The organism is Parafrigoribacterium humi (assembly GCF_040227205.1).
GTDB classification, from domain to species: domain Bacteria; phylum Actinomycetota; class Actinomycetes; order Actinomycetales; family Microbacteriaceae; genus Parafrigoribacterium_A; species Parafrigoribacterium_A humi.
In genome coordinates, this window is sequence record NZ_JBELOA010000007.1 from 13,241 (window position 1) to 29,935 (window position 16,695).

A 16,695-nucleotide genomic window follows, 5' to 3' on the forward strand; every position below is an offset into this window, starting at 1 on the left:
TGGCGCAAACATAGATGGTGTTTGCGCACAGTTCAATCCCCTACCGTTTGGACACGCGATGAAGCCTGTTGCACCCGAGGTGGAAGAGCCCACTCCGCAGGGCATTGCGACCACGATCGCGCGCATGATCAGCTCGGGAGACCTCGCCCCTGGCGACCGCCTGCCTACCGTTCGCGAGCTCGCCGCAGACCTCCGGATCAGTCCTGCGACGGTCAGTCACGCGTGGCAGGCGCTTTCAGAGGTGGGCCTCATCGTGTCCCGCGGCCGCAGTGGCAGCTTCGTGCGCGCGACCCCCAGGCGCTGGCTTCCGCCGCGCTTCCGCGGGCTCGCGGGCCAGCTCGAGGCGACCAAACTCGACCTCTCCACGGGCACGCCGGATCCGGTGCTGCTGCCCGCCCTCGGCCCCGCGCTCTCGAGGGTCTCCATGCGCGCGGCCACGATCAGCTACCTCGACGAGCCGGTCATCCCCGAGCTCGAGACCGTGCTGCGCGACCGCTGGCCCTACGAAGTCGAGGCCGTCACCGTGGTCAACGGGGCAATGGATGCGATCTCGCGCGCGCTCGACATGGTCGTGCGATTCGGCGACCGCGTGATCGTCGAGGACCCCGGATTTCCGCCGATCTTCGACCTGCTTGAGCACGTCGGCGCGGTGCGGGTTCCCGTCGCGCTCGACGAGGACGGAATGAGGCCGGATGCGCTGGCCGAGGCCCTGCGGCTGCGACCGTCCGTGATCGCGCTGCAGCCGCGGGCGCAGAACCCGACCGGGCGTTCGCTCACCCGCGCGCGGGCTCAGGAACTGGCCCGCGTCATCCGCACCAGCCGAATCTCGAGCGATGTCGTGATTATCGAGGACGACCATTCCGGCGAGATCTCGGCCACAAGAGACGTGAGCCTCGGCACCTGGCTTCCGGATCAGGTGCTGCACATCCGCAGCTTCTCGAAGTCGCACGGACCCGATTTGAGGATCGCGGCGCTCGGGGGCCCGACCGAGCTCATCGACCAGCTTGTCTCGCGCCGCATTCTCGGACCGGGCTGGACCTCGCGCATGCTGCAGACGATCCTGCTCGATCTGCTCACGAACTCGACCTCGGTCTCGGAGGTCAGCGACGCGAGGCGTGTCTATCGCGCCAGGCAGCGACGACTCGCGGATGCCCTGGCCGCGCACGACGTGCACGTGCCGGTTGCCGACGGGGTCAACACGTGGCTCGAGGTGCGGGACGAGCGGTCAGCGGTCGTGCAGCTGGCCGCCGCGGGCATCCGGGTCGCGGCGGGCACGCCGTTCCTCGCGACGTCGGGCGGCAACTTCATCCGCGTGACCGCGGGGTTCGTGCGCGGCGACTTCGATGCGGTCGCCGCGCAACTGGCCGAAGCGGTGCGTGCCTGAGCACTGGCTTACTCGAGCACTGGCTTACGCGCGCGCTGGCTCAGATAAACGCTGGCTCAGTACTCGCCGCCCTTGCGCCACACGACGATGAAGAACGTGGCGACCGGCCCGAGGATCAGCGACACCAGAAACCAGATCCAGCGAGAACGATTCTTCTGCTCGGCCAGACCCGCATTGACGAGAGCGAGGGCGAGCCATGCGGTGCCGCCGGTGGTGAATGTTTGAGTATCCATCCGGCAACGCTAGCGGCAGCCCGGCTCCCGAATCGCAGCGACCACCACGAGGAGGCACCGCGGAGTCATACGCTGGTGACTGGCCACAGAAAATGAGTACAGAGGAGAAAACATGCCTGCCTTCGGCCTGCCATCGCACATCGACTTTTCAGTGTCGGATGCGGAGGCGAGCGCGCGCTGGTACAGCGAGACGCTGGGTCTTACGCGCCTTCGCCGCGCCGACCTGGACAACCGCATCATGATCGTGCTGCAGCACGAGGCGACGGGACTGATCATCGGCCTCAACCAGCACACGGTCATCCCGCTCGCACGCTTCGATGACAGGAACGTGGGACTCGACCACATCGGGTTCAGCGTAGCGGAGCGCGCCGATCTCGACGCCTGGCAGGAGAGGCTCGCGTCGATGGGGGTCGTGCACTCCCCCGCCGAGGACACCCCCAACGGCGCGGCGCTCGTCTTCCGCGACCCCGACAACATCCAGCTCGAGTTCTGGTGGAGCCGTCCCCGCTAAGCCCGCACACACATCCGACCGCCGCGGTATTCCGCGACGGCCGGGCAATTGTGTTGGGGACTCTCTCTGCCTGACAGCATTCCGCTGCCGACTGGACGGAGCTCGATAGCAGGCTAGGAGTTTGCCGAGAGACCGCGGTCAGCGTCGCCGGTGTGCACAAAACGCAGGAGATCGTGACGGAAATGGCCGCGCGGTGCTCCCACGGGCTCATTTTGCTGCGATGTCCTGCGTTGTGGGCGCGCGCTGACTATTGTGAGCCGAGCGACTGCGGGCGCGGAGCGCGAACGCGAATCCCAGTCCGAGCACGAGGAACCCCGCAGCGGAGAAGAGCGACACTCGCGTCGCATCCGCAACACCGCTCGCCAGCGCGTCTGCCACGGCAGGGCCTGCAGTACCGAGCCTGCCCGTCGTGCCCTGAGCGCGGAGCGGCGCGATGGTGCCTCCCGCGGAATCCGTCGTGGACTGGGCAAGCTGCTGCGACTGTGTGGGCGGGAGCCCGTGCACCGTATCGAGCTGGCGCACAGTGCTCTGTGTCGCAGAACCCTGCCCGGACTGTTCGGTCGGAATGTCTGCGAGCACCGTGCCGGTGAGCTGGGCCGAAGCCAGCCCGAGACCCACGCCGTAAACGACCAGGAGCACCGCGAGCAGCCACGACGAAACGGTCGATGACAGCAGCAATGCCACCGTGACGATGCCAACCACTTCCAGGCTGAGCCCCACGATGACGACAGTGGTCGCTCCAAGCCGTTCCGACAGGTGACGGGCTGAGGCGCCCGAGAGGAAGGCGCCAAACCCCATTGCGGCCAGGACGAGACCCGCCCCAAGCGTCGTGAGCCCCATTGCGTTGACGATGAACAGGGGAAGAACGAAGAGCAGGCCGAACTCGCCGGTCGCCACGCAGAGCGCGGTGAGGTTGCCCCAGGTGAAGGTGGGAACGGAGAACAGCCTCAGGTCGAGGATGCCGGAGCGGCCGTTGCGCCCGCGGTGCCGCTCCCAGATCACGAACAGCGCGAGCGCCGCGATACCGATCGCACCGACGATCGGGATGGGCGAGATGGGGGCGGATACCGGCCACACCCAGCCGAAGATGTTCAGCTCTGCCTTCGGCGTCCACCAGCCGATGGTGCGGCCCTCGATCATGGCGAAGACGAGCGCGCCGAACCCGATCGCGCTCAGCAGGAGACCATCGACATCGAGCCCGGGCGCGGTGATCTTCGTTCTGGTCTCCTTCACGGTGAGGAAGGCGCCAACGAGCACAAGCGCACCGAAGGGCAGATTGACCATGAAGATCCACTGCCAGCCGAAGTCGGTCGTCAGCCAGCCCCCGAGGAGCGGACCGAATGCCGCAACCCCCGAGATCACGGCACCCCAGACACCGAAGGCGACGGCGCGGTCGCGCCCGCGGAAGGTCGCGTTCACCGTGGAGAGCGTCGCGGGCAGGATGAACGCTCCGCCGACGCCCTGCACGACCCTCGCCAGGATGAGCGAGGAGGCGCCGCCGGACAGGGCCGCGAGCAGGCTTCCTGCCATGAACACCAGGATGCCGACTACGAACATCCGACGCCTGCCGAGCCGGTCGCCGAGTCGACCAGCTGTGAGAAGCAGTGCCGCGAAGACCACGGAGTAGATGCCGTTGACCCACTGCGCCTCATTGAGGTCGAGTTTCAGGTCTGTGATGAGCACAGGGAGTGCCACTCCGACGATGGTTCCGTCGAGCACGATCATCGACAGGCCAGCCGCGAGCACCCCGAGTCCGATCCAGCGGCTGCGCCCGCCGGACCTGCGTTCTATGCCGAGTTGTTCTGTGCCTGGCTCCCCTGCTGTCATCGGATGACCTCCCTGCCGGTTCCGGCCGGCTCAGTTACGTCAGACACCGTGGTCGCCGGAACACACCTCAGAGTACGAACGCGATCACGCCCCAGGCATCAATCAAAGGTTTGCTCCCCCCCCCCCCCGAAGCAGGATTGTTGGCGATTTCCGCCCTAAAAGGTGGGTTTTAGGGCGGAAATCGCCAACGATCGGCCGGGCTACTTCGCGTCGAGCGGGAGCAGGATGCCCTTCACCGTGGGGTCTGTGGCGAGGAACTTCTGCACGGCCGGGTCCTTGAACGCCGCGATGAGCCTGCGGATGTTGGAGGTCTTCAAGTACTTCGTGCCCACCGTGAGCTGACCAGCGAACTCGTCGGGAGCCTGGGGAGCGAAGATCTGCTGCGAGAGCGGGATCTTCGCAGCGAGGTAGTACTCGGTGTAGCCGACCGCGGCGTCCAGGTCGGGCAGCGACCGCGACTGCGCGGCAAAGTCGAGCAGGGTGAACTTCAGGTGCTTCGGGTTCGAGGCGATGTCGTCCTGCGTCGCGTCCCCCTTCGTCGTTCCCGGCTTCAGAGTGATGAGTCCGGCGTTCTCGAGCACCCAGAGGCCCTGCGCCTCGTTGGCGGGGTCAGAGTAGAGCGAGATGGTCGCGCCATCGGGGATGTCTTTCACGTTCTTGTACTTCTGCGACCAGAGCCCGAAGCCCCAGCGGAACACGGGCGTCGCCGCGGTCTCCTTGAAGTCGGGGTTCGCCTGGAGCACCTGCCCGAGCCAGAGTTTGTGCTGGTAGACGGTGCCCGCGACCTCGCCGTCACTCACGGCGCGATTGATCGTGTTGCTGTCGGAGAGCCCCTTGAAGGCGACCTTGATGCCGTACTTCGGCGCGACCTTCGCTGCGACGAAGTTCACGAGCGCCTGCTCGGAGGCGTTGCCCTCAGCGGTGGCGACATACAGGGTCGCGCCGGCCACGGCATCCGCGGACTTCGTGGGATTGAGGATCGGGATGACGATGGCCGCGGCCACGGCGACCACCACCACGACCGCGCCCGCCACCCACGGCCAGCGCCTGCGCTTCTTCAACTCGAATCCGAGCTCGCTGTTCTGGCCGCTCTCGGCGGGGGTGATGTCTGGACCTGTGGACATGGTTGTGCTCCTGTCGTGTGCTGTGGTGGTGAGGTGAAAGGGGGGCTCGGGCGGCTCAGGCGTCGATCGTCTCGGCGGCCCGAGCGCGTGGCGCCCCGCGAGAGGCTGCGGTGCGGATGCGCGGGGTCGTGAACGCGACGAGGCGATCGCCGGTGAACTGCACGAGCGCGACCGTGCCGACGAGGATCACGATCGTGGCGAGCATGACGGCGTGGTCGAAGCGCTGATAGCCGTAGGTGACCGCGACATAGCCGATCCCGCCCGCACCGATCGTGCCCGCGATCGCGGAGTACTCGATCATCGCGATCGTGTTGATGGTGATGCCGCCGATGATTGAGGGGACCGCTTCGCTCAGCTGGGCTGTGCGCACGATCTGAAGCCGCGATGCCCCTGAGGCCCGCGCGACGCGCACGAACGCGGCGGGCACGCTCCGCAGCGAGTTCTCGACGATCCGTGTGAAGAAGGCGGTACCCGCGATCGACATCGGCACGACGGCCGCGGGAATGCCGATGTTGGTCCCGGTGATGAATCGCGTGAACGGCACGATCGCCGCCATCAGGATCAGGAACGGCAGCGACCGGCCGACGCTCACGACCCAGCTCAGCACGGTGTGCAGCGGTCGGTTCTCGACCAGGCCGTCCGGACCGAGGTTGTGGATGAGGGCGCCGAGCGGGATGCCCAGGGTCACCACGATCGCCATGACGATGCCGACCATGATGAGGGTGTCGCCCAGTGCGGGGAACACGAGCGCCGGAATCTGGTCGAGTGGCACCTCGTTGCCGAGGCGGACCTGGCCCCCGAGTGCCGGCGCGGCAGCGAGGAGGCTCACGCGACACGCTCCAGGGAGTCGGCGTCGCGCTCGTCGGCGGCCGCATCCGCGTCGTGCGCGTCGTGTGCGGCGGCGCGCACGGTCAGGCCCAGCCTCGCCGCGACCGCACGGATGCGCGCGGCATCCACACCGGAGACTCCGATGCTCGCGTTGCCCACGGTCTCCCCGCCCACGGTCTCGATGGACGCCCCCAGCAGCCGCACGGGACTCGCCAGTTGTTCGGACATCCGCACGAGCCAGTCGGCGGGAACCGACGCCGAGGAGTAGTCGAGCAACCAGGACGATTCGCCGGGCTCGGCCGGTGCGTGAGCCCGCGCGGGGTGCAGCGAGCGCCCGAGGACCGAGAGCGGGTCGCGCAGCAGTTCCACGATGGTTCCGGACTCGACGATGCGCCCGCGCTCAAGCCTCGCCGCGGAGTCCGCGACCTGCAGCACCGTGTCCATCTCGTGCGTGATGAACAGGATCGACAAGCCGAGGTCACCTCGCAGTTCCTTCAGGAGCGTGACGATCGAGGCGGTCGACTCGGGGTCGAGGCCAGAGGTCGCTTCGTCGGAGAGCAGCACAGACGGCCGCAGGGCAAGCGCCCGCGCGATGCCGACCCGCTGGCGCTGCCCGCCGGAGAGCTGATGCGGATAGTGTCCGGCTCGATTGGAGAGGCCGACCCGGTCGAGGAGCTCTGCCACCCGGCGTCGGGACTCCGCCGCGGTCACCCCGAGGTAGTCGAGCGGAAGCGCGACGTTCTCGGCCGCGGTGCGACGGCTGAACAGCCCGTCGGACTGGAAGATAGTCCCGATGCGGCGGCGGGCGACGCGAAGCTGACTCTCCTTCAGGGTCGAGAGGTTCTCACCGTTGACGATGACCGATCCGGAGGTGGGGCGCTCAAGCAGATTGACGCACTGCGCGAGCGTGCTCTTGCCCGCCCCGCTCGGTCCGACGACGGCGAAGATCTCGCCCGCGGCCACGCTGAAGTCGAGCTCGTCGAGCACGACCGTGCGCTCGGCACCGTGCCCGTAGACCTTCGTGAGCTTCTCGAGGCTGATCATGCTGCTCCGCTTCGCGTCATCGTGACCCTGCGCTGTTCGCTGTGGTCTGGAGCGAGCCTAGGGTCGCCGCGATCGCGGCCATATTCGGGTTTCGCGACGTGTCGAAGCGTTACTTCTCGTTACGGTTCGCCGCAGAATCCGCCCCGACAGAAATGAAGGAGATTCTGATCCTGCGCGGCCAAAACCTCCTTCACCGGCAGTCATTCGACGAAAAACTCCTTCATTCCGGAGGTGCAGCGTCGAGCGCGATGCCGACGTGGAGGCCGCCCGGCGGCCGCGCTGCGGACGCACGATGGGCCGCACGCGTAGAATCGACAGACGGACCCCCGCGCCGGATGTGGTGCGGTGCGCAGGCCCCGGATCTGGGGCGGCAGGTCTCCCGTCGGCCAGTGGCGCCCACGGATGATCACAGCCATACCCACCCCCAGGAGTCCCGTGTCAGTCCGTTCCTTCCGTCCCGCCCGCCTCCGTGGGCGTCGCGGCGGCGTCCTCGCCATCGCCGCGCTTGCGACCCTCGCTCTCGTGGGCTGCGCGCCGACCGCTGCGGCACAGGCGCCGCATCCGTCTGCCTCCACCCTCACCGTCGACAACTGCGGCACAACCGTCGACTTCAGCGGCGCCGCGCCGAAGCGGGTCATCACGATCAAGTCCACCTCGACCGAGATGCTGCTTGCCCTGGGGCTCGGCGATCGTATCGTCGGCACCGCGTTCCAAGACGGGCCGGTGCCCGCGAAGTGGGAGAAGGCCGCCGCGAAGTTGCCCGTGCTCTCCGAAAAGGTGCCGTCGCAGGAGGTCGTGCTCGCGGCATCCCCCGAGCTCGTCTACGCGGGCTGGGAGTCGAACTTCTCCGCAGACGGCGCGGGCAATCGGGCAGACCTGCAGGCGCTCGGCATCAAGACCTACGTCTCCCCCGCAGCCTGCCAGGAGTCGGCGTTCCAGCCCAGGAAGCTGAGCTTCACCGACATCTTCGACGAGATCGACCAGGTCGCCGCGATCTTCCATGTCAGCCCGGCGAAGCTCATCGCGAGCCAGAAGAAGACGCTCGCGTCGATCGTGCCGGACAAGCGGGGGCTCACCGCCCTGTGGTTCTCCTCCGGCTCCTCTGTGCCCTACGTCGGTGCGGGCATCGGCGCCCCGGAGCTCATCATGAAGACCGCGGGGCTCACGAACATCGCGGCGTCGGTGAAGCAGACCTGGACCTCGTACAACTGGGAGTCCGTGATCGCCGCGAACCCCGACGTGATCGTGCTCGTCGACGCCTCGTGGAGCACCGTGCAGAAGAAAATCGGTGTGCTCGAGAGCAACCCGGCCACTGCGGCGCTCGATGCGGTGAAGAACCACCGCTACGTGATCGTGCCGTTCCCGGCGAGCGAGGCCGGGGTGCGCACGGTGGACGCCGCAGCGGATGTCGCCAAGCAGCTTCGAGAGCTGAAGCTCGGGTGAGGGCACGCTTCGCTGGTCGAGTAGCGCGGAACGCGCGTATCGAGACCGCCACGTGGAAGAGTTATCGCCAATGACTGCACCACGTTCCGGTCTCGATACGGCTGCTCCTTCGTCGCGGCGTACTCGACCAGCGGCAACACGAGTGACCGTGGTCGCCGTCGTGCTCGTGGTGCTGCTCGTCGCCTCGATCACGCTCGCGATCACCGTCGGCCCGACAAACATCACACCGGCGGAGGTGTGGGGGTCTGTGGCCCACCACCTCGGTCTCGGCGCGAGCCCGCTGCCCGAACTGCGAGACGGGATCGTCTGGCAACTGCGCCTGCCGCGGGTGCTCACGGCCGCGGCGGTGGGCGCAGGACTCGCGGTGAGTGGCGCCGTGATGCAGGCCGTCACGCGTAACCCGCTGGCCGATCCGTATCTGCTCGGGCTGTCATCCGGTGCGTCGCTCGGTGCCGTTGCCGTGCTGCTGCTCGGCGCATCCGTGCTGCTGCCGGTCGCCGCATTCATCGGGGCGATGCTCGCGCTCGGTGTGACGCTGCTGCTCGCCAACTCGCTCGGGCGGATCACGCCGTCGCGCACCGTGCTCGCCGGGATCGCGGTCTCTGCCCTCGCGTCCGCGATCACGAGCCTCGTGATCTTCTGGACGGTGACCGGGGATTCCTATCGCGAGATCCTCAACTGGCTGCTCGGGTCACTCGCGGGCGCCCGCTGGCCGGAGGTGGGGATCGCGTTCGCGGCCATCCTGATAGCCGGTGTGCCGATCCTGCTGAGCGGCCGCACGCTCGACGCCTTCGCCTTCGGTGACGTCTCCGCCGCCTCGCTCGGCATCAACGTACAGCGATCACGCTGGGTGCTGCTCACCATCACCGCGCTGCTCACCGGCGCGATGGTCTCGGTGAGCGGCTCGATCGGCTTCGTCGGCCTCGTGCTGCCCCATGCCGTACGCCTGCTCGTCGGCCCGCGGCATCGCGCGCTGCTGCCGCTCTCCGCGCTCGTCGGCGGCATCTTCCTGGTCTGGGCCGACACCCTGGCCCGCACCGTCTTCGACCCGCGCGAGCTGCCGGTTGGCATCGTCACCGCGCTCATCGGCGCTCCGGTGTTCGCGTTCCTCCTGGCGAAGCGGCGGGCAGACTCGTGACGGCCGAGACGGGCGGGCTCGACGCGAGCCGGGTCGACATCCGCATCGACGGCACACTCATCATCGACGGTGTCGACTGCACGGTCGCCGCGGGCACCTTCTCCGCGCTGCTCGGTCCGAACGGCGCGGGCAAGTCGACGCTGCTCGCGGTGCTGGCCGGGATCGAGCGGACCCAGGGCGGCAGCGTGCGCTTCGGCGGCGACGACCTGCACGGGATGCCCCGCCGGCAGCGAGCGCGCACCATCGGCTTCGTCGAGCAGGAGGCGTCGACCGAACTCGCCCTCACCGTGCGGCAGGTGATCGCCCTCGGGCGCACCCCGTACCAGTCGCTGTGGGGCGATGACTCGGCCGATGACGCGGCGGTCGTCGGCTCGGTGCTCGCCTCGACCGGGCTCGATCCGTTTGCGGACCGCCTGTTCGTAAGTCTCTCGGGCGGAGAGCGGCAACGGGTGATGCTCGCCAAGGCGCTCGCGCAGGAGCCGCGGTTGCTGCTGCTGGACGAGCCGACCAACCACCTCGACATCAGTGCGCAGCTGTCGACGCTGGCACTCATCCGCTCGCTCACCGAACGCGCCGACGCGATGACGGTGCTCGCCGCGCTGCACGACCTCAACCACGCCGCCGCCTACTGCGATCACGTGATCGTGCTGCGTCGGGGAACCGTGTTCGCCGCGGGTGCAACCGAGGCGGTGCTTACGCCAGAGCTCATCGGCGAGGTCTACGGCGTGCGTGCGGACGTGCTGCGCAACCCCGCGACGGGTCGCCCCGTGATCGCGTTCAGTGCCACCGATTGACCCTGTGCCACCAAGTACCGTCGTCGGGGATCGCGCCGAAACCGGGGCGTGGTGGGCCTCTATGGGCGGAGCCTTTGGTGCGATCCCCGACGACCCTGAGCTACTGGGCCGCGTCTACCACCTTGGCCGCCGCCGACAGCTTCGCCACGTACTGGTCGAGGCCCCAGGTGAGCGAGAGCGCGGTGGGCGGAGAGACCGCGGAGATGAGCGGCACGCCCGTGATGGAGGCGACGGCACCGGTCTTCACCGCGGGAATCGCCTGGGCGTAGCTCTGCGCGAGGAAGGTCGCGGCATCCGCATCGGTGTTCGCGAAGCTCACGAGGATGTCGCTCTTCAGCTTGTCGAGCTCCTCGTAGCTGAGCGTGTAGAAGAACGGCGAGTCGCCGCTGGCCAGTTGCTCGACGGCCGGTGCGCTCGTGAGTCCGAGGTCGAAGAGGAAGCTCACGCGGGAGTCGGCCGGGCGGTAGACGTAGAAGGTTCCGGAGACATCCCACACCACGGCAACCGACTTGCCCTTGAGCTCCGGATGTGCCGCGGCTTCCTTCGCGAGCGTCTTGTCGATTCCGTCGAGCACGGTCCCCGCCTGCGCCGTCTTGCCGAGCGCCTTGGCGTCGATGGAGATCACGTCTTTCCACGGGGTAGACCACGGCTTGTCGGGGTAGGCAACGGTGGGCGCGATGTTGCTGAGCAGCGTGTACTGGGCCTTGGTGATGCCGGAGTATGTGGCGAGGATGAGGTCGGGCTTGGCCGCGATGATCTCCTCGTATGCCGGTGCCTCCTTGGTCTCGGTGATCATGGTCGGGGTCTTCACACCGAGCTGTTTGAGTTTGGCCGCGATCCACGGCAGCACGCCGTTCTTGTCGCCGCCGTACGCCTTCTTCTCCATCGCGACGGGCACGACGCCGAGAGCGAGAGCGGCCTCACTGCTGCCCCAGCCGAGCGTGACGACGCGCTTCGGGTGGGCAGGAACAGTCGTCTCGCCAAAGGCGTTCGCTATGGTGGCTCCCTTCGCCGCGGGCGCCGCTGTGTCGGCGGCTGCGCACCCGCTGAGTGCGAGAACCGGGGCGAGAACCACCGCGACGATGGTGGCGAAAAGAAGACGTGGGCGTAGCTGCACGGGGGCTCCAAGAGGATGTCTATTAGGTAAGGCTCACCTAACTATAGCGACTGGCCGGAGATCGGCAAACCACCGTGACCGCTCCGAGACGTAGCATGAGCGTGTGCATTCCTCGACACTTCCTCGCAGGCGCAGGCGTCGCCGCATCACCGCACTCGTGATCGTTCTCGTTGTTGTCGCCGCGATCGGCACCTACGCGCCGCTGACACTTCTCGCTCCCGTCGACGCGGCGACCGCGAGCACGAGCACCCGCGCGGTCACGAGTCCGGCGACGGCGGCAATCGCTCTCCCCCACGGTGTCGAGTCGGCCGCGAGCATCACGGGCGGAGAAGACTTCGAGAAGCTGACCGGCTCGAAGGAACTGCTGCCGACATCCGGACCGGACAATCCGCTGCCGATTGCGAGCATCAGCAAGCTCATCACGGCACTCGTGATTCTGGATGCGAAGCCCATCGCCGCGGGCCAACAGGGGCCCACGATCGCCTTCAGCACGGCAGACTCGAAGCTCTACGACAAGTACTACGTGCTGGACGCGAGCGTCGCGAAGATGGACGCGGGCAGCACGCTGTCCGAGCACGATGCCCTCGAGGTCATGCTCGTCGCCTCCGCCTGCAACTACGCCGATGCGCTCTCCACCTGGGCCTTTGGCTCCCAGGCCGGGTTCGTCTCGGCGACGAGGGCCTGGCTGAGCAAACACGGCCTGCACGGAACGACAATGGTGGAGCCCACGGGGCTCGACCCCAGGAACGCGAGCACGCCGAGCGACCTCATCGCAATCGGCAGGATGGCGCTCGCGAACCCCGTGCTCGCGGCCATCGTGGCGTCACCGAGCGTGAGCGTGCGGGGCGTCGGTTTTCTCGCGAACACCAACGAACTGCTCGGACAGGACGGCGTCACGGGCATCAAGACCGGCACTCTCGCCGACGCCGGCGCCTGCCTGCTCTTCTCCGCCGTGGTCCCCGTCGCGGGTCTGCAGCCTCTCACTCTCGTCGGGGTCGTGCTCGGCAGCGGCACCCACGAGGAGATCAACGCGGATGTCGGCACGTTCATTCGCACCATCGGCGGCGGCTTCCACACCGTGAAGCTGACCTCCACGGGTGACGACTACGGCACGTACACGACGCCGTGGGGCAGCCACGCAACGATCGTGGCCGGAGACAGCGCGTCCGTTCTCGTCTGGTCCAACGCCAAGGTCACCAGCACGGTGACGACGCGCACGGTGACCACGGCGAAAAGCGGCACGAAGGTCGGGAGCGTGACCTTCACGGCCGGAAATTCCACGGTCACGGTGCCGCTCGTGCTCGCGGGGTCGATTGTGCCGCCCACGTGGTGGTGGAGGCTCACGCATCCTTCGGAACTGCTCGGCTCGAAGTGAGGCCTACGGTGCGTCCGTCACGGGAGCGCCGCGGAAGCGGCCGATGGGCACGACCATGGGCGAGCCGGCCACCGGGTCGGCGACGATACGGGCGTCCAGGCCGAAGGCGTTCTTGAGGTTCTCCGTGGTGATGACGTCCGCCGGCTCTCCCGCCGCGATGACAGTGCCCTCCCGCATGAGCACGAGGTTGTCGGCGTAGCGCGCAGCGAGGTTGAGATCGTGCAGCACCATCGCCACGGTCGTTCCGTGCTCGCGACCCAGCTGCAGCACGAGGTCGAGCACCTCGAGCTGGTGCGCGACGTCGAGATAGGTCGTAGGTTCGTCCAGCAGCAGGATGTCGGGGTTCTGCGCGAGCGCCATCGCGATCCAGACGCGCTGCCGTTGGCCACCCGAGAGCTGCTCCATCCTGCGGCCCGCCAGGTGCAGGGTCGAGGTCATCGTGAGCGCCTCGCTGACGATCCGGTCGTCTTCCGTCGACCACTGCCGGAACCAGCCCTGGTGGGGGTAGCGACCCCGGCCGACCAGGTCGCTCACCGTGATGCCCTCCGGCGCCACCGGTGACTGCGGCAGAATTCCGATCACCTGCGCGACCTCCCTGGTCGGGAGACCGCGGATGTCGCGGCCGTCCAGCTCGACGACCCCGGCATCCGGACGCAGGAGCCGCGCGATGCCGCGCAGCAGGGTGGACTTGCCACAGGCGTTCGCCCCGACGATGACGGTCGTCTCGCCGTGCGGGATCGCGAGGTCGAGACCCTCGATGACCGGGGCGCCATCGTAGGACAGCGACAGGCTCTTCGTCTCGAGCGTGTGCTCGATGTGGTCGGCCGGATCGCTCATGCTCCCTGCCCCCTTCGATGAGTGGTCGCAAGCAACCACAGCAGATACGGCGCACCGACGATGCCCGTGACGATACCAACGGGAACCTGACCGGCGCCCGGCAGCAGGTGCTGGGCGACGAGGTCGGAGGCGAGCACGAGCAGCATCCCGACGAGTGCGCTTGGCACGAGTGCGAGGCCGCCGGTGCCGAGCATCCGTCGGGCGATCGGGGCGGAGACGAACGCGACGAACGCGACAGGGCCCGCGAAGGCCGTGCCCGAGGCCACGAGTACGACGGCCAGCAGGATGAGCGTGAGCCGCGTGCGCTCGACGCCGACACCGAGGCCTCCCGCGGTCTCGTCCCCGAGCTGCAGCATGCGCAGCCTTGGTGCGAGTGCCGCGATGCACGGCAGCAGCACGGCGAGCGCGATCGCGAGCACCACGATGCCGCTCCAGCTCGCGTTGCCGAGGCCGCCGACCATCCAGACGAGCGCCTGCGAGACGTCGTCGACCTGACCGCGCGTGATGAGATAACCGAGCACCGCGCTGGCCATGAAGGCGACGCCCACGCCGATGAGCACGAAGCGCAGGCCCGTGACGCCACCGCGCCAGGCGAGGAGGTAGATGGCGAGGGCGACCAGGATCGCGCCCGCAAAGGCGGCGAGCGAGATCGCCGGGCCGCTCAGGCCGAGCGCGAGGATGCCGAACACGGCGGCGACGCTCGCTCCCCCGCTGATCCCGATGATGTCGGGGCTCGCGAGCGGGTTGCGCAGCAGGGTCTGGAACAGCCCGCCGGCCACGGCGAAAGCGGCCCCGACGAGCATCCCGAGCAGCACCCGAGGCAGCCGCAGCCGCAGCACGACGAGGTTGTCGACGGCACTCCCCTGGCCGATGAGGGTTCGCAGCAGTTCGGGCACCGACAGCGTGTATGCGCCGATCGCGATGCCGACACCCGCGGCGATCACCACGAGCACAACGAGAGCGACCCCGATGATGCCCGCGCGGCCGAGGCCACGCCTGCCCGTCCCGCGGATCGCGGATGCCACTGCCCGCGCGCTCACAGGCCGGCCAGCTTCACGCGACGCACGAGCGCGATCATCACGGGAGCCCCGACGAGGGCGACAACGAGTCCGGCCTCGAGCTCACTCGGCGCGACGACCAGCCGGCCGATGACGTCTGCCACAAGGAGGAGGGCCGGGCCGAGCACGGCCGAATAGACGAGGATCCAGCGATAGTCGGGACCCACGAAGAATCGGGCGAGGTGGGGAACGACGAGTCCGACGAACACGATGGGGCCGGCGAGGGCGGTCGCGGAGCCGCAGAGCAGCACCACGGCGATCGCGGTGAGCGTGCGCGTCGTGGCGAAATGCTGGCCGAGGCCCCGCGCCAGGTCGTCGCCCAGGGAGAGCAGGTTGAGCATCCGTCCCACGACGAGCGCGAGGATTACGCCGACCGCCAGGAACGGCCAGAGCTCGGTGAGCGGAGCGAGGCTGCGACTCGCGAGAGAGCCGACTTGCCAGAACCGGAAGGAGTTGAGCGTGTTCGTGCTGCTGATGAGCAGCAGGGTCACGATGGAGGTGCCCACTGCCGTGACGGCCATGCCGCAGAGGGCTAGTTTCACGGGCGTCGCCCCTTCGCGCCCGATCGATCCGATCCCGTAGACGATCGCGGCGGCTGCGGCTGCCCCCGCGAAGGCGAACCAGATGAATCCGGCCGGGCTCGTGATGCCGAGCAGGGCGATCGCGAGCACGACGAAGACCGACGCTCCCGCGTCGACCCCGAGGATGCCCGGGTCGGCGAGCGGATTGCGCGTGATGCCCTGCATGATGCCGCCGGCCATCCCGAGCGCAAGGCCGACGACGATGCCGATCACCGTGCGCGGGACCCGGAGATCCCGGATCACGATAAGGTCCGGGTTGCCCGACTGTGGTGAGAACAGCGCGCCGATGACGTTCGCGAGCGGGGTGCCGCGCGTGCCGATGGCGAGGCTCAGGAGCACGATCACGAGCAGCGCCGCGACACAGACGAGCAGTCCGACCACGCGCCGTCCGAGTGTCGTGCGCCGCCGCACCGGCATGGAGATGCCGGTGACCATTACTGGGCTTCGGCCTTACCGAGCCGCCAGTAGCCCATGAACGCGACGGCCTTGCGGTCGATGCCGGTCTCGCTCACGAGAAAGCGGCGCAGGGTCTTGATGACGGATGCCTCCCCAGCGAGCCAGGCGTAGAAGCCCGCGTTCCGCGGCGCCTCCGGCGAGTCCCAGAGCAGCTCGAGGTCGACGTCGATGTCGTCGAGCGGCTGGGCGGATGCCGCGAGCGCGCCGTCGATGACGTGCGGGTTCTGCGCGACCCAGTTGCGCACCGCAGGCACGAGAGCAGACCCGACCGGGCTGCCACCGCGCGGGAGCCAGATGATCTGTGCGCCCGGCGCGAGCGGGATGCCCAGCGCGTCGCGGGCATCCGGAACCTCGATGAACGCCCTGGCCCTGCGGCCGGCAGGCAAGGATTCGAGGATGCTGCAGATGGCGGGGGCGGCCGTCTCGTCTCCGGCGAGCAACAGCTCTCGCGCGGCGCCGGGGTGCCAGTCGATGCCGATGGCGGAGTCGATGCTCCGCGCATCCGGCCCGACGACGACGAGCTCGTCATCGATGCGCACGCGGTCGAGCCAGCGCAGTGCTGGGCCCGCGGCACCGTGGTCGTCGCTGTGCGACACCATGTCCACGTCGACCTCGGCACTCTCCGGCCGCACCGCGCGCACCGTGTAGGTGCGGAAGGGGTTGCGACGGTCGTCGGGCAGCGCGCGCCAGCGCGTGTACCAGCTTCCGTCGAGGATCGTCGCCGCGTCGTCCGCACCCACGTCGCTCGTGTGGCCGTCTTCGAACGGAATGATGATCTTGATCCGCTGGTCCTGACCGTCCGTGCCGAAACCGTCGAGCTCGGGACCGGTGAGGGTGAGTCTCGTGAAGTGCGGGGTGAGTCTCGAGACGGCGGAGACGGATGCGCGGTAGGGCCGGTAGGCCGGGCGGGCATCCCTGAGCGTCGTCTGACTCAAAGTAAGCATG

16 protein-coding genes are annotated in these 16,695 nt (G+C 68.2%); 6 read left to right on the forward strand and 10 right to left on the reverse strand.

The annotated features are described in order from the left end of the window. The first annotated feature begins 58 nt into the window (after positions 1 to 58). Entirely contained in the window at positions 59 to 1,384 is a 1,326-nt protein-coding gene (locus ABUA28_RS11080) for an aminotransferase-like domain-containing protein (protein WP_349904239.1), read from the forward strand. Between the two features lie 56 nt (positions 1,385 to 1,440). Here the strand turns inward: ABUA28_RS11080 and ABUA28_RS11085 are convergent, their stop codons facing one another. Continuing rightward, complete coding sequence (locus tag ABUA28_RS11085; protein WP_349904240.1) at positions 1,441 to 1,617, reverse strand: hypothetical protein; 177 nt, start codon at positions 1,615 to 1,617, stop codon at positions 1,441 to 1,443. A 112-nt stretch (positions 1,618 to 1,729) separates the two neighbouring features. Here ABUA28_RS11085 and ABUA28_RS11090 point away from each other — a divergent pair, with 112 nt between their 5' ends. Continuing rightward, positions 1,730 to 2,128, forward strand: coding sequence for a VOC family protein (locus ABUA28_RS11090; RefSeq protein WP_349904241.1), 399 nt, complete (start codon positions 1,730 to 1,732; stop codon positions 2,126 to 2,128). A 207-nt stretch (positions 2,129 to 2,335) separates the two neighbouring features. Here the strand turns inward: ABUA28_RS11090 and ABUA28_RS11095 are convergent, their stop codons facing one another. From ABUA28_RS11095 to ABUA28_RS11110, 4 genes are all read right to left on the reverse strand, one after another. Further along, positions 2,336 to 3,955: an MFS transporter gene (locus ABUA28_RS11095; RefSeq protein WP_349904242.1), complete on the reverse strand. Its 1,620-nt coding sequence runs from the start codon at positions 3,953 to 3,955 to the stop codon at positions 2,336 to 2,338. Positions 3,956 to 4,155: 200 nt separating this feature from the next. Further along, entirely contained in the window at positions 4,156 to 5,079 is a 924-nt protein-coding gene (locus ABUA28_RS11100) for a MetQ/NlpA family ABC transporter substrate-binding protein (protein WP_349904243.1), read from the reverse strand. A gap of 55 nt (positions 5,080 to 5,134) precedes the next feature. Beyond that, the gene (locus ABUA28_RS11105) at positions 5,135 to 5,908 is read right to left on the reverse strand and encodes a methionine ABC transporter permease (RefSeq protein ID WP_349904244.1); all 774 of its coding nucleotides are present in this window, start codon (positions 5,906 to 5,908) and stop codon (positions 5,135 to 5,137) included. Further along, the gene (locus ABUA28_RS11110) at positions 5,905 to 6,951 is read right to left on the reverse strand and encodes a methionine ABC transporter ATP-binding protein (RefSeq protein WP_349904245.1); all 1,047 of its coding nucleotides are present in this window, start codon (positions 6,949 to 6,951) and stop codon (positions 5,905 to 5,907) included. The genes ABUA28_RS11105 and ABUA28_RS11110 overlap by 4 nt, the downstream gene beginning before the upstream one ends. 435 nt (positions 6,952 to 7,386) lie before the next feature. Here ABUA28_RS11110 and ABUA28_RS11115 point away from each other — a divergent pair, with 435 nt between their 5' ends. From ABUA28_RS11115 to ABUA28_RS11125, 3 genes are all read left to right on the forward strand, one after another. Then, a complete protein-coding gene (locus ABUA28_RS11115; protein ID WP_349904246.1) occupies positions 7,387 to 8,394 on the forward strand; it encodes a putative F420-0 ABC transporter substrate-binding protein in 1,008 nt (335 codons plus the stop codon). A 70-nt stretch (positions 8,395 to 8,464) separates the two neighbouring features. Beyond that, on the forward strand, positions 8,465 to 9,532 hold the full coding sequence (locus tag ABUA28_RS11120) for a putative F420-0 ABC transporter permease subunit (RefSeq protein ID WP_407075442.1): 1,068 nt from the start codon (positions 8,465 to 8,467) through the stop codon (positions 9,530 to 9,532). Continuing rightward, positions 9,529 to 10,326 (forward strand): ABC transporter ATP-binding protein, encoded by a 798-nt coding sequence (locus ABUA28_RS11125; RefSeq protein WP_349904248.1) that lies wholly within the window; start codon positions 9,529 to 9,531, stop codon positions 10,324 to 10,326. Before ABUA28_RS11120 ends, ABUA28_RS11125 begins: the two co-directional genes overlap by 4 nt. Positions 10,327 to 10,426: 100 nt before the next feature. Here ABUA28_RS11125 and ABUA28_RS11130 read toward each other — a convergent pair whose 3' ends face one another. Next, positions 10,427 to 11,443 carry an iron-siderophore ABC transporter substrate-binding protein gene (locus tag ABUA28_RS11130; RefSeq protein ID WP_349904249.1) on the reverse strand — a complete coding sequence of 339 codons (1,017 nt, stop codon included), beginning with the start codon at positions 11,441 to 11,443 and terminating at the stop codon, positions 10,427 to 10,429. A 103-nt stretch (positions 11,444 to 11,546) separates the two neighbouring features. Here ABUA28_RS11130 and ABUA28_RS11135 point away from each other — a divergent pair, with 103 nt between their 5' ends. Next, on the forward strand, positions 11,547 to 12,818 hold the full coding sequence (locus ABUA28_RS11135; protein ID WP_349904250.1) for a D-alanyl-D-alanine carboxypeptidase family protein: 1,272 nt from the start codon (positions 11,547 to 11,549) through the stop codon (positions 12,816 to 12,818). A 3-nt stretch (positions 12,819 to 12,821) separates the two neighbouring features. Here the strand turns inward: ABUA28_RS11135 and ABUA28_RS11140 are convergent, their stop codons facing one another. The 4 genes from ABUA28_RS11140 to ABUA28_RS11155 are packed head-to-tail and all read right to left on the reverse strand — an operon-like array spanning position 12,822 to position 16,694. Then, positions 12,822 to 13,655 (reverse strand): ABC transporter ATP-binding protein, encoded by an 834-nt coding sequence (locus tag ABUA28_RS11140; RefSeq protein ID WP_349904251.1) that lies wholly within the window; start codon positions 13,653 to 13,655, stop codon positions 12,822 to 12,824. Further along, a complete protein-coding gene (locus ABUA28_RS11145) occupies positions 13,652 to 14,695 on the reverse strand; it encodes a FecCD family ABC transporter permease (protein WP_349904252.1) in 1,044 nt (347 codons plus the stop codon). The genes ABUA28_RS11140 and ABUA28_RS11145 overlap by 4 nt, the downstream gene beginning before the upstream one ends. Further along, entirely contained in the window at positions 14,692 to 15,729 is a 1,038-nt protein-coding gene (locus ABUA28_RS11150; RefSeq protein WP_349904253.1) for a FecCD family ABC transporter permease, read from the reverse strand. Before ABUA28_RS11150 ends, ABUA28_RS11145 begins: the two co-directional genes overlap by 4 nt. Then, positions 15,729 to 16,694, reverse strand: a complete 966-nt coding sequence (locus tag ABUA28_RS11155) for a siderophore-interacting protein (protein ID WP_349904254.1) — start codon at positions 16,692 to 16,694, stop codon at positions 15,729 to 15,731. Before ABUA28_RS11155 ends, ABUA28_RS11150 begins: the two co-directional genes overlap by 1 nt. Position 16,695 lies beyond the last annotated feature (1 nt).